Below are 21100 nucleotides of genomic sequence, written 5' to 3'. Positions count from 1 at the left end.
AGAAAAAGCAATACAATAAATGAGTTTTTTTTTAATATTGTTAAGAAGGATGGTTTCTAAAGGAATTCCATTGAAACGAATTTACCAACGATGACAGGACAAATAGTTACTTTTAGTTTAGAAAGGATTAAATGATTTGGTGAAAAGCTTATATATAATCATCAATGAAGATTTGCAGCTCGTAGAATGAAATAGGGGATGAATTCTACGAGACTGTTTTTATTTAAGTATAAAGAAGGGAGATATTTTTGTAATGACCGATAATAAGTTGAACAACGATCAAAACAAATTACTTATTTTTCTTCATATACCTAAAACTGGAGGAACTACATTAACAAACATTATAAGAAATCAGTATCTTAGAAATATTAGTTATAGTGCTGATAGAAGTGGACTAATACCTAGTGGTGTTTTAGATTATAAGGATGAACTAGAAAAGGCTAGTACACTTTGTGGACATTTTTGGTTTGGTGTGCATAATTATTTTTCACGTTCATCTATCTACATTACAATGTTGCGTAATCCTATTGATCAAGTTATTTCATGGTTTTATTTTAAATACAAAAATCCACAGTATAATCAATTTGATAGTAGTTTTGAAGAATATATAAGTAGTGATGAGTTTAATTATTTTACTGATAACGTACAAACTCATTTTATATGTGGGGATGGAACAGCTGATTTAGAAAGGGCAAAGCAAAATTTAACAAAATATTTTTCAGTTGTAGGAATAACAGAATTATTTGACGAATCTGTATTTATCATGAAAAAGGAATTAGGTTGGAATAATATAGACTATAGTAAAGAAAATTCAAATCCTAGTCGTCCCAATAGAAACCAAATATCTAAATTAACTATAAATAAAATAAAGGAAAAGAACAAGATTGATTTAGAGTTATATAACTTTGCTAGAAAAATATTAGAAAATAAAATTCGAGCATTGGGATTTCAGGATAGGCAAGAACTAGATATTTTTAAGAGCACCCATAAAGGTTTGTGATTAAGAAATTTAACAATTATATCTATTATTTGATTTAATTCATATTTGAAGGGAGGTAAATTCAGAGTTGAGTATAGAAAAATCAATAAAAATAAGAGGTAGTTCAAAGCAGAGCTTTAATAAAGATATATATTATTCGTCAGGAATCATGTGGGAAGAAACCTCAAATTTTTTAAATGAGTTAAGCAGGCAAAAATGGAAATCCAAAAGAATAATAGGTTTTTTTCTTGGGTACTCGATGTATTTAGGGATAGGTGGTTTTGAAGGAGAGGGGATTGGACGATTTGTTATACGCCTTATTGAAGGGCTACTAGACAATGATAAAGAGGCATTGATTATTATTTTGACTAATAATCAAAACTATCATGTTATTGAAGATGCGTTTAAAAAGTGCATATCAAATTTTCCTAACAGATTATTTATTGAGAGTTTTAAAAGCGTGGATTGGATAAATAAGAATATACCAGTAGATATCTGGATTGTGCCCTATATTGGAATGGAATTAGCCCTTTGGCTAAAGAAGCCATTTATAGTTTGCTTACATGATTTGGTTTATATGCATTTTGAGGAAATGTATAAAGCTATGCCAAATTTTTATGATGAATTCACCTGTATTGCCAATAAAGTAGCAAAAAAAGCAGTTAAGGTTGTTTTCAACTCTAATTTTATTAGAAATAACGAAGGTTTGAAATTTTTAAAATTGCCTAAGTGGAAAACACATGTTATTAGACTAGCTCCTCCCAAAAAAGAATATGAAACTATTAATTTATACGATGAAAAAGCATTTAGAGATAAATATAATCTTCATAATAAATATATCGTTTATCCTTCTGTTATTAGATATCACAAAAATCATGATAGACTTATTGAAGCTTTTTTAAAATTTAGGGGAACAAAAGAAGGGTACCATTCAAAACTATCCTTAGTTTTGACTGATAATTATCTGAATAGACCTAAACAAAAAGAAATTATGACTGTACTTAATAAATGTAAGGATATAAATCTTCGTAATAGCATCATTTTTTTAGGTAGACTTCCATCAAATGATGTACCGTTACTATATAAATATGCAGTAGGAACAATTATTCCAACCCTTTTTGAAGGGAGCTGCCCCTTTCAGATATTAGAGTCTTTAACTATGAATACACCTGTAGCAATGAGTAATATTGAGGTTGTCAAAGAAATTATAACTGATATAGATAATCTTATAACATTTAACCCATATTCATCTGAAGAGATTCAGAAGGCAATCGAAGATTTATGGAAGGCAGATGATTTAAAGCTAAAGGAACAAAAAAAAGCAACTTTGGATGTTATGACAAGAACTTGGGCTGATGTTGCACAGGAATATCAAACCTTAATCGAGGAGGTTATTGAATAAGGCAAAGTTAACATAAATACCATAATATCATATAAACTCACTTTAAAATCTTTGATCCTTCGGAAATTTTCCGATGGTCATTTTTTATTGGCTAGAAGCCCATAGATTTATACTTATAAGAAAACAATAAAAAATAATTATTTTGAATGTTGACAAACTTACTTGGGTATAATATACTTAGAATGAATTCCAACTAAAATACTTGGGATTATGGAGGAAGTGATATTATGAAACTCTCAACAAAGGGAAGATATGGTTTGAAAGCGATGTTTGAGTTGGCTTTGAGTTATGGAGAAGGACCAACCCCTTTAAATAATATAGCTCAAAAACAAAATTTATCCCTTCATTATTTAGAGCAGCTCTTTGCTACTTTAAGAAAGGCTGGGCTAGTCAAGAGTATTAGAGGAGCTCAAGGAGGATATATTCTGGCAGACAAGCCTGAAAATATCACTGTGGGAGATGTACTAAGGACTTTAGAAGGTCCTATTGCTCCAGCAGATTGCGTTATTGAAGATGAAGAGAGCGATTGTTCTAGACTTGGGCAGTGTGTTACAAGGACTATATGGGGAAAAATCAAAGACAGCATAGACGAGGTGATTGATTCAATAACCTTGCAGGATATGGTTGATGATCATAAAAAATTGAATAATGCGGATTCCCTTATGTATTATATATAACTAGGAAATTGCATAATACTAATTTGACTAAGTTGCATAATAAATATGGTATAGTTCCAGAACTTTTTATAACTATATATAGTAGTAAATTTTTCAAGACGATAATTATGCAATTTACTCTATATAACTATTGTTGAGGTGATGAGCTTATGAAAAAAAGAATTTACTTAGATTATTCGGCAACAACGCCGATGAAAAAGGAAGTCTTAGATGAAATGATGCCATATTTCAATGAGAAATTTGGCAATGCTTCAAGTATACATTCCTTTGGTAGGGAAGCAAAGGAAGCTCTTGATATTGCAAGAGATAGAATTGCTAAAGCCATAGGTGCAGCATCTAGTGAGATATTTTTTACTGGAGGAGGGTCTGAAGCAGACAATTGGGCTATAAAGGGAATAGCCTTTGCCAATAAAAATAAAGGGAGCCATATAATTACTTCTAAGATTGAGCATCATGCAGTTTTACATGTATGTGAGTATCTTGAAAAAAATGGATTTGAGGTAACCTACCTTGATGTAGATGAGTACGGAATGATTGATTTAGAACAACTAAAGGAAGCCATTACTGATAAAACTATACTTATTTCCATAATGTTTGTAAATAATGAGATAGGAACAATTCAACCTATAAAGGAAATAGCAGAAATAGCTAAGGAAAAGGGAGTATATTTCCATACTGATGCTGTACAGGCACTAGGAAATATTCCTATAGATGTAAAAGAATTAGGTGTTGATCTTATGAATTTTTCATCCCATAAGATTTATGGACCTAAGGGTGTTGGAGCAATTTATATAAAAAAAGGAGTCAAGATTCATCCACTTATTCATGGGGGAGCTCAGGAAAGAAAAAGAAGAGCTGGAACAGAGAATATTCCAGGTATAGTTGGATTTGGAAAGGCTGCTGAGCTTGCTATAGAAAACCTTGACGCTCATATTGCACATATACAAAAGCTTAGAGACAAATTAATCGAGGGGATTAAAAATAATATTGATTATGTAAGGTTAAATGGACATCCAACTAAGAGACATCCTGGAAATGTTAACTTCTGCTTTGAGTTTATCGAGGGAGAATCTCTACTGCTTAGCTTGGATATGGTAGGCATTGCTGGATCAAGTGGCTCGGCATGTACATCGGGTTCTTTAGATCCATCTCACGTTCTTATGGCAATAGGTCTTACCCATGAAATAGCCCATGGATCTTTGAGGCTTACTATTGGGGATTTTACAACTGAAGAGGATATAGATTATGTTATAGAAAATTTGATAACTATTGTTGATAGATTGAGACAAATGTCTCCATTATATGAAAAGGTAAAATAAAGGGAGGACAAGAACATGTATTCAGAAAAGGTAATGGATCATTTTATGAATCCTAGAAATGTTGGTGAAATTGAAAAAGCTGATGGTGTTGGTGAAGTAGGAAATGCAAAATGTGGAGATATAATGAAAATTTATCTAAAAGTTGATGATGGTATTATAACTGATGTTAAGTTTAAGACCTTTGGATGTGGTTCAGCTATAGCTACATCAAGCATGGCTACTGAACTAATTAAGGGTAAAAGTATAGAGGAGGCTGTTAAACTAACAAATAATGCTGTTGTTGAAGCCTTAGATGGACTGCCAAAACCAAAGGTACACTGTTCTGTACTTGCTGAACAGGCAGTCAAAGCGGCATTGTATGATTATGCACAGAAAAACAATATTGTTATACCTGGACTAGAAGATTATGTACCAGCCAAGGATGTGCATGACCATCATGATGGCGATGGTGAAGAATAAATACCCAGGTTATATATGATTTGGGTTATATCCTTTGTAACCTTAAATATTAAAATCTTAGCGATAGAATCTATCATAATAGGTTAAAATAGAGATAAGATTCAGATTTTCATTATATTAAAAAAACATAGCAGGTGAAGAAATGATAGCATTAGATAGAAACAAAGTCGTAATAGGGATGAGTGGTGGAGTGGACAGTTCTGTTGCTGCTTACCTTTTAAAGAAACAAGGGTATGAAGTTATTGGGATTACTATGAAGGTATGGCAGGATGACAATGATAAAGACTATGATAATGATAAAGATGATGGATGTTGTGGATTATCGGCTGTAGATGATGCAAGAAGGGTAGCTAATAAGCTAGGAATTCCTTTTTATGTGATGAATTTCAAGTCAATATTTAAAGAAACAGTTATAGATAATTTTATTGATGAATATATAAATGGAAGGACACCTAATCCTTGTATTGTATGCAACAAACGTATAAAATTTGGAGAATTATTGAGAAAAGCACATTCTCTTGGAGCTTACTATGTAGCTACGGGGCATTATGCCAAGATAATAAAGGATGATAAGACTAGTAGGTATTTGATAAAAAAATCATCTGCCGAATCAAAGGATCAAACCTATATGTTTTATAATCTTACACAAGACCAAATAAAGCATATCCTTATGCCTCTTGGAGAATATTCATCAAAGGAAGAAATACGGAATATCGCAAAGGAAATGGAGTTTGATGTGGCAAATAAGCCCGATAGTCAGGAAATCTGTTTCATACCCGATAATGATTATGGAAAGTTTATTTCCGAAAGAAATGCAAGCTGCATTATTCCAGGAGATTTTATAGATACTGAAGGTAATGTTTTAGGCAAACATAAAGGTATTATTCATTATACTATTGGACAAAGGAAGGGCTTAGGTATTTCCCTAGGGAAACCAGCCTATGTTATAGATATACGTCCTGAAAAAAATCAAGTTGTCCTAGGAGATAATGCAGATGTTTTCAGTCAGAAGTTAATTGCAAAGGATGTAAACTTTATACCCTTTGAAAAACTAGAAGCACCTATTGAGATAAAGGCAAAGATAAGATATTCTGCAAAGCCAGCAGAGGCAACAATATATCCTTTGAAGGAAAATATGGTAAAAGTTGAATTCAATAAGCCACAGAGAGCTATAACACCTGGACAGGCTGTAGTTTTCTATGACGGTGACATTCTTGTTGGAGGAGGAACAATAGTTAAGTCTGGGGAATAAATTTTTAGAAAGTTGCAAGTTCTAGGTTCCCAAAATAGAGTCACTCTTTTGGATGTTTGAAAAATGAATTTTTGATTTTAAATAATGTACTTTTTAGTGCATTATTTTTTTATTTATAAGAAAAAATAATAATGTCTTAAACATACTTTAATCTTTATAAATGCTTCCCCAAAATACTTAAGAGAATGACTTGAATACTTGTAACTTAGAACATGGAACTTGTAAACTAATCAGATTGACCCATAAGAAATAAACATGTGTGGTGATATAATGTTAAAAATAAGTGATATAGTCGGTTATCCCATAGTATGTAATGACCAGAAAAAGTTTCGTGGAGAAGTAAAGGATGCTGTTTTAGATTTGAAGAATTGTACTTTAACTGGGCTAATAATAGATTATGGTAGTTTAATCCATCATACTAGAGTTATACCCTTTAATAGTATTTATAAAATAAATAGAAATAATATTATGGTCAGATTTAAAAAAAATATTCTTGAAATAAAAAATATGGACTTAAATAAATATTTCATTAAAAAAAATGAAAAGATATTAGGCTGTGAGGTTATAGAAGATAATGGAAAATTATTGGGATTTATACAGGATATAATTTTTGAGGAAAAAAGCGGAAATATATTAGGGCTTGTATTAACAAATGGGATGATTGATGATATATTTAATGGAATACAAATTTTGCCTATAAATAATTCTATTATTTTTGAAAAAGAGAAGATAGTTATATTACGAGATACAAAAAATGATATTTTAAAAAATATTGGCGGATTGAAAAAATTACTAGAATTAGAACATTGATTTTTCCACAAAATAAATATATATAACTTAACTCACCAAACTAGTTTATATCTAAGGGAGTTTTAATATTTCCTTTTCCTTAAAATATTAAAATCTTCTAAGGTATCTTAGGAACTAGAAAATATTATTTACTAGCACAGTGAGCTAACTTATTTAAAATAATAAATCAAAAGGAGTGTAAATATATGAATAATAGATTTATGACTGGTGTCATAGCTGGCAGTGTATTAGGAGTTACAGCAGGTATATATGCTTTAAATAAATCAACACCAAGACAAAGACGCAGAATAATGAGAAGAGGTATGAAAATGGCTAGAAATGCGTCTAGGGTAGTAGGGGCAGTAACAAATATGGACATGTTTAGATAGACAAGCTCAAATAGAGCAAAGGTGTCTGGTGACGCATTTTAGTTGCAAGTTACATGTTCCAAGTTGCAAGTACCAGGGTCTTTCTATTAAGTTTTAAAAGAAAATAAATTTCAACAATATTTTGCGGTAATAATTTCAAATTTCCTTCTAGTATTCTATTTTATTCTGTTTTAGCTATGCAATTTCTTGCAAAAAAAGTTTGACTTCCTAAACAATGACAAAAAGCAGCTTTTCATAGCTGCTTTTTAAAAATATAATAGCATGGTGATTATATGTTTACAAATTCACATTACTTAATTTTATTTGCTAGTAAAGAATCTTTAAATAATGCAAACCTATTCACTAAGACAGTAATTAATATTTTGCTTTTTCCATTTTTGATATTTTTAATCTATTATTTAATAAATATTGGGAATAAATATGTTGTTTATAGAAAAAAGATTAAATTGAATAGAAAGTATAATTTAATAATCATTCTATTTATTATAGTAATATTATTAATTACATTAATGTATTTTTTTAGAAATATTATAATATCTATATTAGTGCCAATACTATGGGCTATAGTTATTGCTTATTTAATCAATCCTCTAGTTAATAAACTTTGTGAGCTGAAATTATCTAGATTGTGGAGTGTAATAATAATATACATTGGATTAATTTTACTATTATTTATATTTTCAATAACAATTATCCCTAGAATAACAACAGAGATTAAAGGATTTGCAGAAACTCTGCCTCAATATACCAATGAAGCTATTAAATTTTTCAATAAGATATATTTACAATATCTAAATAGTGTTAGCAATCTTCCACCCGAATTTATTGGTGTGGAAGTAGCTTTTAGCGAATATTTAAACCGAATTCAGATGTATATCATAGATTTGTTTAAGAATATGACTGAAAAAGGATTAAGTATTTTTTCTAATATAGTAGGAATAATTTTAGTACCAATATACACATTCTATTTCTTAAAGGATACTTCCTATTTTAAAAGAAAAGTATTATTATCTATACCTAGAATAATAAGAGGTGAAGTTATAAGTATATTTAAAGATATAAATAAACTTTTGAACAATTTTATTAGAGGACAATTAATTGTTGCAGCTATAGTTGGTATATTAAGTATCATTGCTTTATTGATTCTAAAAGTAGAGTTTGCATTACTTATAGGAGCTATCGCAGGAATATCAAATGTTATACCATATTTTGGACCCATAATGGGAGCTATACCAGGAGTAGCAATAGCATTATTGGATAAGCCTATTAAAGCACTTTGGGTAATAATTGCTTTTTTTATCATACAGCAAATAGAAAGTGCCATTATTCAACCTAAAATAGTTGGCGACAGTGTTGGTCTTCATCCTGTTTTTGTAATAGTATCTTTATTGGTTGGAGGTGAATTATTTGGGATAGCAGGTTTATTATTTGCGGTTCCAATAGCAGCAAGCATAAGAGTAGTATTAAATCATATAGTAAAGATATTAGTTAAAATTTAAGGTATAACATTGACAAACATGGACATATTTTATATAATCTACACAAAAAGTTAAATACACTGGCTATGATGGAGATTAGTAAGTTATACCTAATCCACAGAGAAAAAGTACGCAGGCTGAAAGACTTTTGATTAAGGATAACTGAAGCAGCTTCGGAGCTTTAACTTTGAAAAATATACTTATAGGGATTTAAGTAAAGATTTTAATTTATACATGTCCAAAACGTCCAGAAACATTTGGGATTTGTAAATGCATAAATTAAGTTTTACTATTGGAAATCTATAGTATAAGTATAATTAGAAGTTAACGGGTTGCACTCGTTACAATGCATTTTTAAGAGATTACCTTAAATGACAACTATATTACTTTGTCTATTAGGTAGTAACTAGGGTGGTACCGCGGGCAAACTCTCGTCCCTATATGATTGTATAGGAATGGGGGTTTTTTATTGTTAAAAAAATCAAGTTTTTTTGCAAGAAATTGCATAGCTGAAAGAGATTAAAATACAATACTAGAAGGAAAATTAAAACTATTATCAGTGAAATTTTAGAATCAAGAATTAAGGTTTTTTAGACTTAAAAGAAGGACCTTAAAACTTGCAACTTGGAACATGCAACTTGAAACTAAAATGCGTCGTCAGACGCCTTTGTCCTAGTTAGTTGTTAGCTTACTATAATAAAGCATTTTGTATAATATTTATTTAATGTTTAATATTATAATTATAAATTAGCGATGTGATATAAGGAGGAAAACAATATGGAAAAAATGGGATTAAATGAAATACGAAGTAAATTTTTGAAATTTTTTGAAAGCAAAGGTCATTACGTTAGACCAAGTTATCCTTTAGTACCTGAAAAGGATAAAAGCTTATTGTTAATAAACGCAGGTATGGCACCACTGAAGCCATATTTTATGGGAGTTGAAACACCGCCAGCAAAAAGAATGGCTACTTGTCAAAAGTGTATACGTACAGGAGATATTGAAAATGTAGGGAAAACAGCAAGACATGCAACATTTTTTGAAATGCTGGGGAATTTTTCTTTTGGAGATTATTTTAAAAAGGAATCTATCTCTTGGGGATGGGAATTTTGTACTAAACATTTAATGTTACCTGTGTCTAAATTATGGGTATCAATATACGAGGAAGATGATGAAGCCTTTGAAATATGGAATAAGGAAATAGGTGTTCCTAAAGAAAGAATTGTTAGACTTGGTAAGGAGGATAACTTTTGGGAAATAGGAACAGGACCATGTGGACCTTGCTCAGAGATATATGTTGATAGAGGCGAGGAGTATGGATGTGGCAGTGAAGATTGCAAACCAGGTTGTGAATGTGATAGATATGTGGAAATTTGGAATCATGTGTTTACGCAATTTGAAAAGGATGAAGAAGGAAATTATCATAAACTTCCAAATCCCAATATTGATACAGGGATGGGACTCGAAAGAGTAGCTTGTATAATGCAAGGTGTAGATACAATTTTTGAAATAGATACAATAAAGTATATTTTGGATGCTGTATTAGAGATTTCTAAGAAAAAATATGGAAAAAAGAAAAAGGATGATATTTCTATTAGAATAATCACTGATCATATAAAGGCAGTTACGTTTATGGTAGGTGACGGTATTATTCCTAGCAACGAAGGTAGGGGTTATGTTCTTAGGAGACTTTTAAGAAGAGCTGCTAGACATGGTAAAATTTTAGGAATTGAAGAAAGCTTTTTAGCTGATTTGACAGATAAGGTGATGGATGTATATGGTGAGCCATATCCTGAGCTACTAGAAAGAAAAGAATATATCAAGAAAATTATTTCAGTGGAAGAAGAAAAATTCCATAAAACTATAGATCAAGGTATTGAAAAATTAAAGGACTATATTCATCAGATGATGATATCTAACGAAACAGTTCTTCTTGGAGAAGAAGCCTTTAGGTTATATGATACTTATGGTTTTCCGCTTGATTTGACAAGAGAAATTCTAGAAGAAGAAAACCTAGCTGTAGATGTTCAAGGCTTTAATAGAGAAATGGAAAAGCAAAGAGAAAGAGCAAGGGCTGCTAGAAAAGATATGGAAGAATTAGGATGGGAAACTGGACACGAAATTGAAATTGGAGAAAAGGCTAAATCAGACTTTATAGGGTATGATAATTTCAGTATATATACAACCGTATTAGGTTTAATTAAAGATGGGGAAATGGTAGATGAAGCCCATGAAGGAGATGAAGTAAGTATAATACTTGAATCTACACCTTTATATCCTGAAGGTGGTGGACAGGTTGGAGATACTGGGATTATTTATAATGAGGATGCAAAAATAGAAGTTCTAAATTCTAGCAAATTGAAAAGTGGAGCTGTGGAACATATAGTTCATAAGGGTAAGATTATTAGAGGGAGCTTTAAAAAGGATGAAGAAGTGAAGGTTATAGTGGATATGGAAAGACGTATGAATACCACTAGAAACCATACTGCTACCCACTTGTTACACAAAGCTTTAAAAGAAATATTAGGTAATCACATAGAGCAAGCAGGTTCGTTGGTTACACCAGAAAGACTTAGATTCGATTTTACTCACTTTGAAGCCGTTACAGATGAAGAGTTAATTAAAGTTGAACAGAGAGTCAATGAACAAATATTTGAAGCACTAGATGTGGATATTAGAAACACTACTTTAGAAGAAGCTAAGGAGATAGGTGCAACTGCACTATTTGGTGAAAAATATGGAGAAACAGTCAGAGTAGTAAGTATTGGAGATTATAGTATTGAATTATGTGGGGGTACACATGTACTTAATTCCAGTGAAATTGGAATATTTAAGATATTAAGCGAATCAGGTGTAGCTGCTGGAGTAAGAAGGATAGAAGCTATAACTGGAAAAGAAGTCTATAAGTATATTTCCCGTTTAGATAATAGAATTAAAGGTATATGTCAATTATTAAAGGCTAATATTAATGACATTGAAGGAAAAATAGAAAACCTTAATAATGATGTTAAAAAACTGCAAAAAGAAAATGAAAGCTTAAAAAATAAATTGGCAAGCGGGTCAATGGATGAAATACTAAAATCCAGTAAAGAGATCAATGGAGTGAATGTAGTTGCAAGTAGAGTACCTAATTTAGATATGAATAGCCTAAGAAACTTAGGTGATAAGTTGAAGGATAAGCTAGAATCATGTCTTATTGTATTAGCAAGTGAAAAGGATGGAAAAGTGAACCTAATAGCAATGGCATCAGAAGATGCTGTTAAAAAGGGTATACATGCAGGGAAAATAATTAAAGAAGTAGCTAAAATTACTGGTGGAGGCGGTGGTGGAAGACCTAATATGGCTCAAGCTGGAGGAAGAGATGCTTCAAAAATAGATGCTGCCATTGAAAAGGTAGAAGAATTAGCTAAAGATCTTACTGTATAAAGTTTAGACGAAGACTTTAAGTCTTCGCCTAAAACTTGATTTTCTTCAAAATAGTTTGATTATTAATAAAGTATATGGATATTCTAGAAAATTTTATGTTAGAATATTAATTGGAAATTATAGTAATGATGTATAATAATAGAATAAATAACAAATAAATATTTGGAGGGAGTTAAATGAGTGATAATTTTGATAATTACACCATGATGTATAATGTTGAAAAGGAAAAGAATAACGAAGCAAAAAATATTTTATCCAGTGTATATAAGTCCCTTAAGGAAAAGGGATATAATCCTATTAATCAAATAGTAGGGTATCTTTTATCAGGAGATCCAACATATATAACTAGTTATAATAATGCTAGAAATTTAATTAGAAAGTTAGAGAGAGATGAATTATTGGAAGAACTATTAAAAAATTATTTAGAGACGGAAAGTTAGAAAATAAATTTTTAGAGTTATAATTCATAAGCCGATAGGTTTAAATCGCAAATTTGACATCTTCAAGATGAAAGATAATTTATATCTCTTTGGAACTATAATCCTAAGTCTATTATTGGGAGCGAAATCTATTGAAAAAAGTAACGAAAATTTTAATTATAATAATGTCTTTTTTTGCATTAAGTCCATTTAACGCATATTCTGAAACTTCACAGAAAAAATTCATAGTATTTTTGGTAAATAGAATTAGTCTAGAAGACATTGAAAATATGACATTTACTAAAGGATTAGCTGAGGAATATTCAATTGGTCTTATGAATACAAAGGCCTATTCAAGTAATAATGACTATAGCTCTACACTTACCATTGGTTGTGGAACAAGGGCCCAGGCCAATTATTATACTTCTAGGGCAGTGGACTTAACAGAGGAGAATTTTTCTATTTATCAAAGACGAACAGGATATGACAATAATGGCAAAGAGATAGCTAATCTAGATATAGCCAGATTAAAAAATTTGAATGAAGATAATAATTTCAACCCATTTATAGGAGCATTAGGAAATAATCTAAGCTTGAAGGATATAAAAATCTCTGTATTAGGAAATTCTGATACTGATGAAAGACAAGCTAGATTTGGAGTACTAATGGGTATGGATGAATATGGACTTGTTGATTATGGATTAATTGGAGAAGATATAAATGTTAAGGAGCTTGATTATCCCTATGGTTTGAAAACAAACTACGAATTAATATTTAGAAGTTTAGAAGAACATATTGAAAAATCTGATCTTATTATCTTAGAACTTGGTGATTTATACAGACTTGATAGGTATAAAATAAATATTGGCTCAGACATGTATGAGAAGCATAAATCGAGAATTCTAGAGGATATAGATTCCTTTGTAGAGAAGGTCTATAGATTAGTAGATAAAGATAATACTAGAATTTTATTTTTAAGTGCATTTCCTTCATCCGATGCTTCATTAGCAGGAAAAAAACTAACTCCCATTATTTTGGCAGGAAATGGTATAAAGGAAGGAGTTTTATCTTCAGATACAACTAGAAGAAAGGGAATAATAGGAAATGTTGATATAGCACCTTATATAGCGGTTTATTTCAATAGCTATAGCAATATTTATACAGGAAAACCATTATACATACTAGAGCAGGAGGATAAAGCTTCATATATAGATAAGTTGTATAATAATACAGCATTCGTCTATAAAAACAGACTTAAGGTCTTGTTTTCTTTTGCCATATTTGAAATAATAGTATCTTTTTTAGTCTTTATTGTTATTCAAATTTATGGTAAATATAAAATAAGGGCTTTTAGGGTTTTTGAGTATTTTTTACTTTCCAATATGGCAATTCCAGTAGCATTACTTGTATTACCATTAATGCAAGTTGCTAATACTTATGAAGCCTTTATAAAGATAATAATTTTGACAATATTTATAACATTTATATCTATATACATTAGAAGAAAGCCCCTAGATAGTTTGATATTTTTATCTGGTCTGACATGTCTTTCACTGGCTATTGACATTTCTTTAGGGGCGAAATTGACTAAAATGTCATTTTTAGGATATGATCCTATTATTGGAGCAAGATATTATGGAATAGGCAATGAATTCATGGGAATTTTAGTTGGAGCTACCTTAGTTTTTACTATGGCACTATTAGATAGATACAAGATAAATAAAAACTTTTCCATTATAATATTTGTTATTATAGCCTTTGTAATTGGGTTTCCAAAATTGGGAGCAAATGTGGGAGGGGCTATAACTGCGGTATTTGCATTTATGTTTGTAATACTGAGGCTATATAATTCTAAGCTTAGGGTTATGCATTATGTTTATATTTTAGTATCCATATGTGGATTTATTTTATTAACAGCACTAGTAGACCTATACTTTTTAGAAAGTAATTCTCATTTAGCTAATGCTATTAAACAAATTAATAATGATGGAGTAAATGTAATTTATTCTATAATAGAAAGAAAGATTTTAATGAATCTAAAGGTATTTAGTGTTACAATATGGAGTAAGGTGTTAATATCTTCACTTATATTTTTAAGTATACTATTTTATAGGCCCTTTGGAATTGCAAAGAAAATATTTAATAGATACAAGAACCTTTCTATAGGATTATTAGGAATACTAATTTCTTGTATTGTATCTTTTTTAGTTAACGATTCAGGAGTGGTGGCTTCTGCAACATCGATTATTTTTTTAGCTATGAGTTTAATGTATCTAATCTTTAATGAGATTGTAAATATAGAGAGGTATTAATTATGGATTACAATATATTAGGCAAGACAGAGATGAAGGTCTCAAAGCTTTGCTTTGGGGCTTTGACTATAGGACCGTTACAGGCAAATTTGCCCATAAAAGATGGAGCCAGAGTAATAGAAGAGGCTCTAGATAGAGGGGTTAATTTTATTGATACCGCTGAGTTGTATAAGACATATGGTCATATAAAAGAAGCTCTAAAATCTAAAAATAGTAAAGATATAATTATTGCAACGAAGTCTTATTCATATTCAAGACGGACTGCTGAAGAGAGTTTAAAGAAAGCACTCAAAGAATTAGGAAGGGATTATATTGATATTTTTCTTTTGCATGAACAAGAAAATGAGTATACCCTTAAGGGACACTATGAAGCCTTGGAATACTTTATAAAAATGAAAGAAAAAGGATTTATAAGGGCAGTTGGTATATCTACTCATACCGTAGCAGCTGTTAAAGCAGCAGCAAAAATGGAAGAGATTGAAATAATTCACCCTTTGATTAATAAAAATGGATTGGGAATAATGGATGGAACGGTAGATGATATGATTAAGGCTATAAAGACTGCTAAAGAAAATAATAAAGGTATATATGGTATGAAGCCTTTGGGTGGAGGTAATTTGCTAAATTCCATAGATGATTGTTTCGATTTTGTTTTAAATCTCCCCTTTCTTGATTCTATAGCAGTTGGAATGCAAAGACTTGAGGAGGTTATTGCAAACGTAAATAGATTCGATGGAAAATCCATACCTAAAGATATACTAAAAAAACTATCGAAAAAGAATAGAAAGCTGCATATTGATTTTTGGTGCAAAAGATGTGGAAAATGCGTTGAGGCATGTAAATCAAAGGCACTTTCAATACAAAATGATAAATTAGTAGTTGATACAGAAAAGTGTGTCTTATGTGGATACTGTAGCAGCTATTGTCCAGAGTTCTGTATAAAGGTGGTTTAGTAGAAATAAGAGAAGGGTTTTAAGGTCGTTTTTTAAGCTGTAAGAGAAAGATTAAAGGAGAAAAATATAAATATGAGATTAATGGGTTTAGATGTAGGAGATAAAACTATTGGTGTTGCAGTAAGCGATTTACTAGGTTTAACAGCTCAAGGATTGGAAACAATAAATAGAACAGGAAATAAGGCTGCAATTAATAGACTTAGAAAAATAATATCTGAAAAGGAAGTAAAAAAGATTGTGGTTGGATTACCCAAAAACATGAATGGTACTTTGGGACCTCAAGGAAAAAAGGTTCTAAGTTTTGTGGAAAAGCTTAAAAACAAGGTTGACATAGAAATAGTATTATGGGATGAAAGATTAACAACTGTTGCTGCTGAAAGGATGCTTATATCAGCTGATGTAAGCAGAAAAAAACGAAAAAAGGTTATAGATAAAGTCGCAGCTGTATATATTCTTCAAGGATATTTAGATAGTAATAGGAATAGTTAATGGTTAAAAGCTAAAATAAATTATGAGGTGATGAAGATTATGGAAGATAGAAACATAATAACTTTAAGGGATGAAAATAATAAAGAAACTGAATTTGAGGTAATAGCGACTTTAGAGATAAATGAAACAGAGTATGCTATACTTCTTCCATTGAAGGAAGAAACTGATGAAGGGTTGGTTTTCAAAATTCTTAAAGAAAATGGAGAAGAGATATTAGAATATGTAGATGACGATAAAGAAATTGATATGGTTTCAGCAGCCTATAATGAATTATTAGAAAATGAATAGGCAACAAAGGTTACAGGTTAAGGTTATTAAGTATAAGATGACAATCAAAGTATCAACTAGCGCCTACTAGTTCTTATGAGCATTGACCTTAATTTTCAATCTTAATCTTATACTTAAAAGACCTACTTTAAAAGGAATCTTAATCTCAATCTTGACCATAAGATATACTCTATAGGCAAGAACGGGAGGCTTGAATTTGAAGGTTGAAATAAAGGGAAAATTATTTGAAGGAATTTTTGTAGAAAGAATAAATAGATTTATAGCCCATATTTTGATAGAAGATGAAATAAAAATTGCCCATGTTGCAAATACTGGAAGAATGAAGGAACTTTTGATCGATGGAGCAAGGGTTATTGTAAGAAAGGTTGATAGCCCTAATAGAAAAACAAACTATGATTTAGTTATGGTTTACAAAAACGATATATTAGTACTTATAGATTCTAAAATGCCCAATATACTTCTAGAAAAAGCCTTTAGAGAAGGTGGTATAGAAAATTTTAGTCATTATGATTATATAAAAAGAGAAGTTAACTTTGGCAATAGTAGGTTTGATATAGGTCTTAGCAATGAACATGAAAATATTTTAATTGAATGTAAATGTGTAACACTTGTAAAAAATAATAACTTAGCTACTTTTCCCGATGCACCTACTGAAAGAGGGCGTAAACATATTTTAGAGCTGATTAAAGCCAAGGAAAAAGGATATAGAGCAGCAGTATTTTTTATCATACAAAGAGAAGATGCTGTAGTATTTACTCCAAATAGAGATATGGATAAAGATTTTGCTCGAGCTGTTAAAATGGCTTATGAAGAAGGTGTAGAATTTTATGCATACATATGTAGTGTTACACTTAATGAGATAAGAATAAAGAAGAAAATACCTGTTAGTATTAATTGATAGTATTTGACAAGAAATTGCCTTTATAATAAAAATTATTTACAAATTATTATAAATTTAACATTGAAAAAAAGTAGAATAAATGGTATTATACAATTTATAATAATTATCATTATCAAATGACAAGAAAGGTATGATAATTTGAGATGCAATAGATGTGGCATGGAGATTGATGTCAATTCTTATAAAAGATGTCCAAGATGCAATACAATAGTTCGCAAACTCATTAAATGCTCTGAGTGCAATGGGTGTAGCCTTTACAAAAAGAACAGTAAATCTTCAAGTGATTGCCTGCTAAGAGAAAAGGATAATGATTAATAATTTACTAAATTTTCATATTATTATTGACAATTGATAATTTAATGAGTACACTTATATTTACAGGAGATTATTAATTGATAAGTGAGGTTAAATAATGATTGATTCTGTTGATAAGTTAAAGGATGTCTTAAAGGAAAAAGGATATAAACTTACTCCTCAGAGAAGGGCAATTTTGAATACTATAATTCAAAATCCAAATAAGCACTTATCTAGTGAGGAAATTTATGACTTAGTCAAGAAAGATTGTCCCGAGATTGGGCTAGCAACAGTATATAGAACTTTACAATTATTAGATGATTTACAAGTCATCACAAAAATTAATTTTGATGATGGATGTGCTAGATACGAACTAAATATTAATAGTAATGACCACCAGCATCATCATGTTATATGTACTAAATGTGGGAAGGTAATAGAAGTTGAGGTAGACTTATTGGAACATTTAGAAGAAGAGATAGAGAAAAATTATGGTTTTGAAATAAAGGATCATAAGGTAAAATTTTTTGGTATATGCTCTAAGTGTAAATAGATCCAGTAACTTCAGTTACGGGATTTTTTTTTCTTAGAAAAAAAGAATAATAATGGCATTTTTTAAGACTAATCATAATATATAATAGATTAATATTTTTTGAGCATATTTATTAATGAAAGATTATTATAAGGTAAATAATATAGATATGCTAAAAAGTTAAGGGTTTTTAATATGTATTTGCTAGTAAAATAAAAAGAGCGGAATAACAAAGATAGTTCTTCATTATTGCAAATTATAAAAAGCATTATATTTATAAGAATTTAAGTAAAGACTTTAATTTTTCAATATAAAAAAACAAGTTTATAGCATTATGAAAAAGGAAATATAAAATTTGAGGGATAGAAACTAGCACAATAGGTAAAAGTACGTATTATTACAGTTTTTCAAATATAGGTTTCTTGCTAAATGATACCACATAAAGTATAATTAATTTGATTGTATATCATTTTAAAAGAGAAATCCTATTAAAATACACAAGGATTCAATGTATCTAAGTGTTTGATATAACTTAATATCGACGTAGTAATAAAGTTACATTTCATATAAATCAGGAGAGTGATAACGTGGCGAAAAAAGATGAAAAATTGAAAATTATCCCACTTGGGGGATTAAATGAAATAGGAAAAAATATGACCGTATTTGAGTATAAAAATGAAATCATTGTTGTTGATTGTGGTTTAAGTTTTCCAGAGGATGAGATGCTTGGTATAGATGTTGTAATACCTGATATAACCTATCTATTAAAAAATAGAGAAAAGGTTAAAGCTATTGTTCTTACCCACGGACATGAAGACCATATTGGTGCATTGCCCTATGCACTGAAGAAAATTAATGTACCATTATATGGAACGAAATTAACCTTGGGTTTAGTAGAAAACAAGCTTAGAGAACATAGAATGCTTGGCGATGTAAATATGAATATTGTTAAGCCTGGTGACATTAGAAATTTAGGAGTCTTTAGTGTTGAATTTATAAAGACAAGTCATAGTATACCAGATGCGGTCAGTTTAGCTATAGATACTCCTCTAGGTAAAATTATTCATACTGGAGATTTTAAGATAGATTATACTCCTATAGATGGGGATATAATAAATCTTCATAGGTTTGCACAGCTTGGGAGTGAAGGAGTTTTAGCTTTATTAGCTGATAGTACAAACGTTGAAAGACCAGGGTATACTATGTCTGAAAGAACTGTCGGTGAAACCTTTGAAAATTTATTTAAAAATGTTGACAGCAGAATAATTGTTGCTACCTTTGCATCTAATGTTCATAGAATACAGCAGGTTATAAATGCAGCCTATACCTTTAACAGAAAAGTTGCTTTTTCAGGAAGAAGTATGGTCAATGTAGCTAATGCAGCTATGGAATTGGGATATCTAAATGTTCCAGATGGTATGCATATTGATATAAATGACTTGAATAGGTACCCTGATAACGAAATTGTTGTGATAACAACAGGAAGCCAGGGAGAGCCAATGGCTGCTTTATCAAGGATGGCTTCTTCTGAGCATAGAAAAATGGATATACAGCCTGGAGACATGGTTATAATTTCTGCTACACCAATACCAGGAAATGAGATAAAAGTTTCCAATGTAATCAATCTTTTGTTTGAAAAGGGAGCAAATGTTATTTATGAATCTTTGGCTGATGTACATGTTTCAGGACATGCTTGTCAAGAGGAATTGAAATTGATACATTCCTTAGTTAAACCTAAATATTTTATACCTGTACATGGAGAATACAGGCATCTAAGACACCATGCTTCTTTGGCTGAATCTTTAGGTATGTCAAGGGAGAATATTTTTGTTGCTAATAACGGAAAAATTATTGAAATTACCAGTGATGAAGCAAGAATCTCTGGAAGTGTAGATTCAGGGAATATATTAGTTGATGGTCTTGGAGTAGGAGATGTAGGTAATATTGTACTGAGGGATAGAAAACATCTTTCAGAGGATGGTCTGATGGTTGTAGTTGTTACTATTTCTAAAGAAGATGGTAAAGTTATGTCAGGGCCAGACATAGTATCTCGTGGATTTGTTTATGTTAGAGAATCAGAAGATTTAATTGATGGGGCAAAGATTGTTGTAAGGGAAGCATTAAAGAAATGTGAAGATAATAATATTAAAGAATGGGCAGTATTAAAATCGGCAATAAAGGATTCCTTAAAGGGATACCTATATGAAAGAACAAAAAGGCGTCCAATGATATTACCAATTATTATGGAAGTTTAATTTTATAGTTGACAATTTAGTGAGGACTACTCAGACGTTATTAACACTGGTTACTAGTAGCATGTTTAAAATCTGGAAGATATTACAAATGATAGCTTTCCAGATTTTCTTATGAGTATTTTCAAAACTTAAATCATTTAGTATAATCTATATGTAGATAAAACAGTTCTCTATTATTAAAAGAAAAGGTGATAAAAATATGAGAATATTACTTTATATAGCAATTATTTCTTTAGGTGCTTTATTTGGTTATAAGAACTTAGTATCTCAAAAAATATTTGATAAAATGAATATTATTCAGTATGTTTGTCTTTTATTTTTATTATTTGTTATGGGTGTAAAAATTGGTATAAATAAAGATGTTCTTATGTCCTTTCATAAATTGGGATTTAGTGCAGTAGTCATTGCGGCTTTTTCTGTAGCGTTTAGTGTCTTGGCAGTAAAAATTATATCAAATTTTATAAAGACAGAAAGCAAGGTGGAATAG

General features: G+C 30.4%; 19 protein-coding genes and 1 other annotated feature. All 19 genes read left to right on the top strand.

Going from position 1 to position 21100, the window contains the following annotated elements; genetic code table 11:
* Positions 1-253: 253 nt before the first annotated feature.
* On the top strand, positions 254-1000 hold the full coding sequence (locus BUB36_RS00720; protein ID WP_073146440.1) for a sulfotransferase family 2 domain-containing protein: 747 nt from the start codon (positions 254-256) through the stop codon (positions 998-1000).
* Positions 1001-1067: 67 nt separating this feature from the next.
* Entirely contained in the window at positions 1068-2381 is a 1314-nt protein-coding gene (locus tag BUB36_RS00715; RefSeq protein WP_073146439.1) for a glycosyltransferase, read from the top strand.
* A gap of 227 nt (positions 2382-2608) precedes the next feature.
* Positions 2609-3058 (top strand): RrF2 family transcriptional regulator, encoded by a 450-nt coding sequence (locus BUB36_RS00710; RefSeq protein WP_073146437.1) that lies wholly within the window; start codon positions 2609-2611, stop codon positions 3056-3058.
* A gap of 149 nt (positions 3059-3207) precedes the next feature.
* Complete coding sequence (nifS, locus tag BUB36_RS00705) at positions 3208-4377, top strand: cysteine desulfurase NifS (protein WP_073146435.1); 1170 nt, start codon at positions 3208-3210, stop codon at positions 4375-4377.
* A 15-nt stretch (positions 4378-4392) separates the two neighbouring features.
* Positions 4393-4836 (top strand): Fe-S cluster assembly scaffold protein NifU, encoded by a 444-nt coding sequence (nifU, locus tag BUB36_RS00700; RefSeq protein ID WP_073146434.1) that lies wholly within the window; start codon positions 4393-4395, stop codon positions 4834-4836.
* Between the two features lie 142 nt (positions 4837-4978).
* Positions 4979-6088: a tRNA 2-thiouridine(34) synthase MnmA gene (mnmA, locus tag BUB36_RS00695; RefSeq protein ID WP_073146432.1), complete on the top strand. Its 1110-nt coding sequence runs from the start codon at positions 4979-4981 to the stop codon at positions 6086-6088.
* Between the two features lie 270 nt (positions 6089-6358).
* Positions 6359-6898 (top strand): PRC-barrel domain-containing protein, encoded by a 540-nt coding sequence (locus tag BUB36_RS00690; RefSeq protein WP_073146430.1) that lies wholly within the window; start codon positions 6359-6361, stop codon positions 6896-6898.
* A gap of 185 nt (positions 6899-7083) precedes the next feature.
* Entirely contained in the window at positions 7084-7266 is a 183-nt protein-coding gene (locus tag BUB36_RS00685) for a hypothetical protein (RefSeq protein ID WP_073146429.1), read from the top strand.
* Between the two features lie 272 nt (positions 7267-7538).
* A complete protein-coding gene (locus BUB36_RS00680) occupies positions 7539-8765 on the top strand; it encodes an AI-2E family transporter (RefSeq protein WP_084111548.1) in 1227 nt (408 codons plus the stop codon).
* A gap of 56 nt (positions 8766-8821) precedes the next feature.
* Positions 8822-9186, top strand: a binding site (T-box leader).
* 335 nt (positions 9187-9521) lie between these two features.
* Positions 9522-12170, top strand: a complete 2649-nt coding sequence (gene alaS, locus BUB36_RS00675) for an alanine--tRNA ligase (protein ID WP_073146427.1) — start codon at positions 9522-9524, stop codon at positions 12168-12170.
* 176 nt (positions 12171-12346) lie between these two features.
* Positions 12347-12610, top strand: a complete 264-nt coding sequence (locus BUB36_RS00670; protein WP_073146425.1) for an IreB family regulatory phosphoprotein — start codon at positions 12347-12349, stop codon at positions 12608-12610.
* Between the two features lie 131 nt (positions 12611-12741).
* Entirely contained in the window at positions 12742-14901 is a 2160-nt protein-coding gene (locus tag BUB36_RS00665) for a hypothetical protein (RefSeq protein WP_084111546.1), read from the top strand.
* Between the two features lie 2 nt (positions 14902-14903).
* A complete protein-coding gene (locus BUB36_RS00660; RefSeq protein WP_073146423.1) occupies positions 14904-15854 on the top strand; it encodes an aldo/keto reductase in 951 nt (316 codons plus the stop codon).
* A 72-nt stretch (positions 15855-15926) separates the two neighbouring features.
* Positions 15927-16343: a Holliday junction resolvase RuvX gene (gene ruvX, locus BUB36_RS00655; RefSeq protein ID WP_073146421.1), complete on the top strand. Its 417-nt coding sequence runs from the start codon at positions 15927-15929 to the stop codon at positions 16341-16343.
* Positions 16344-16382: 39 nt separating this feature from the next.
* A complete protein-coding gene (locus tag BUB36_RS00650) occupies positions 16383-16631 on the top strand; it encodes a DUF1292 domain-containing protein (protein ID WP_073146420.1) in 249 nt (82 codons plus the stop codon).
* 196 nt (positions 16632-16827) lie between these two features.
* Positions 16828-17529 (top strand): DNA/RNA nuclease SfsA, encoded by a 702-nt coding sequence (gene sfsA, locus BUB36_RS00645; RefSeq protein ID WP_073146418.1) that lies wholly within the window; start codon positions 16828-16830, stop codon positions 17527-17529.
* Positions 17530-17944: 415 nt separating this feature from the next.
* Positions 17945-18379, top strand: a complete 435-nt coding sequence (locus BUB36_RS00640; RefSeq protein WP_073146417.1) for a Fur family transcriptional regulator — start codon at positions 17945-17947, stop codon at positions 18377-18379.
* A gap of 566 nt (positions 18380-18945) precedes the next feature.
* Complete coding sequence (locus tag BUB36_RS00635) at positions 18946-20613, top strand: ribonuclease J (RefSeq protein ID WP_073146415.1); 1668 nt, start codon at positions 18946-18948, stop codon at positions 20611-20613.
* A 199-nt stretch (positions 20614-20812) separates the two neighbouring features.
* Positions 20813-21100, top strand: a complete 288-nt coding sequence (locus BUB36_RS00630; RefSeq protein ID WP_073146413.1) for a LysO family transporter — start codon at positions 20813-20815, stop codon at positions 21098-21100.

The sequence above is a fragment of the Paramaledivibacter caminithermalis DSM 15212 genome (assembly GCF_900142245.1).
GTDB lineage: Bacteria > Bacillota > Clostridia > Peptostreptococcales > Caminicellaceae > Paramaledivibacter > Paramaledivibacter caminithermalis.
The sequence above is the reverse complement of the archived record's forward strand: the minus strand, read 5'-3'. Positions and strand labels throughout refer to the sequence as shown.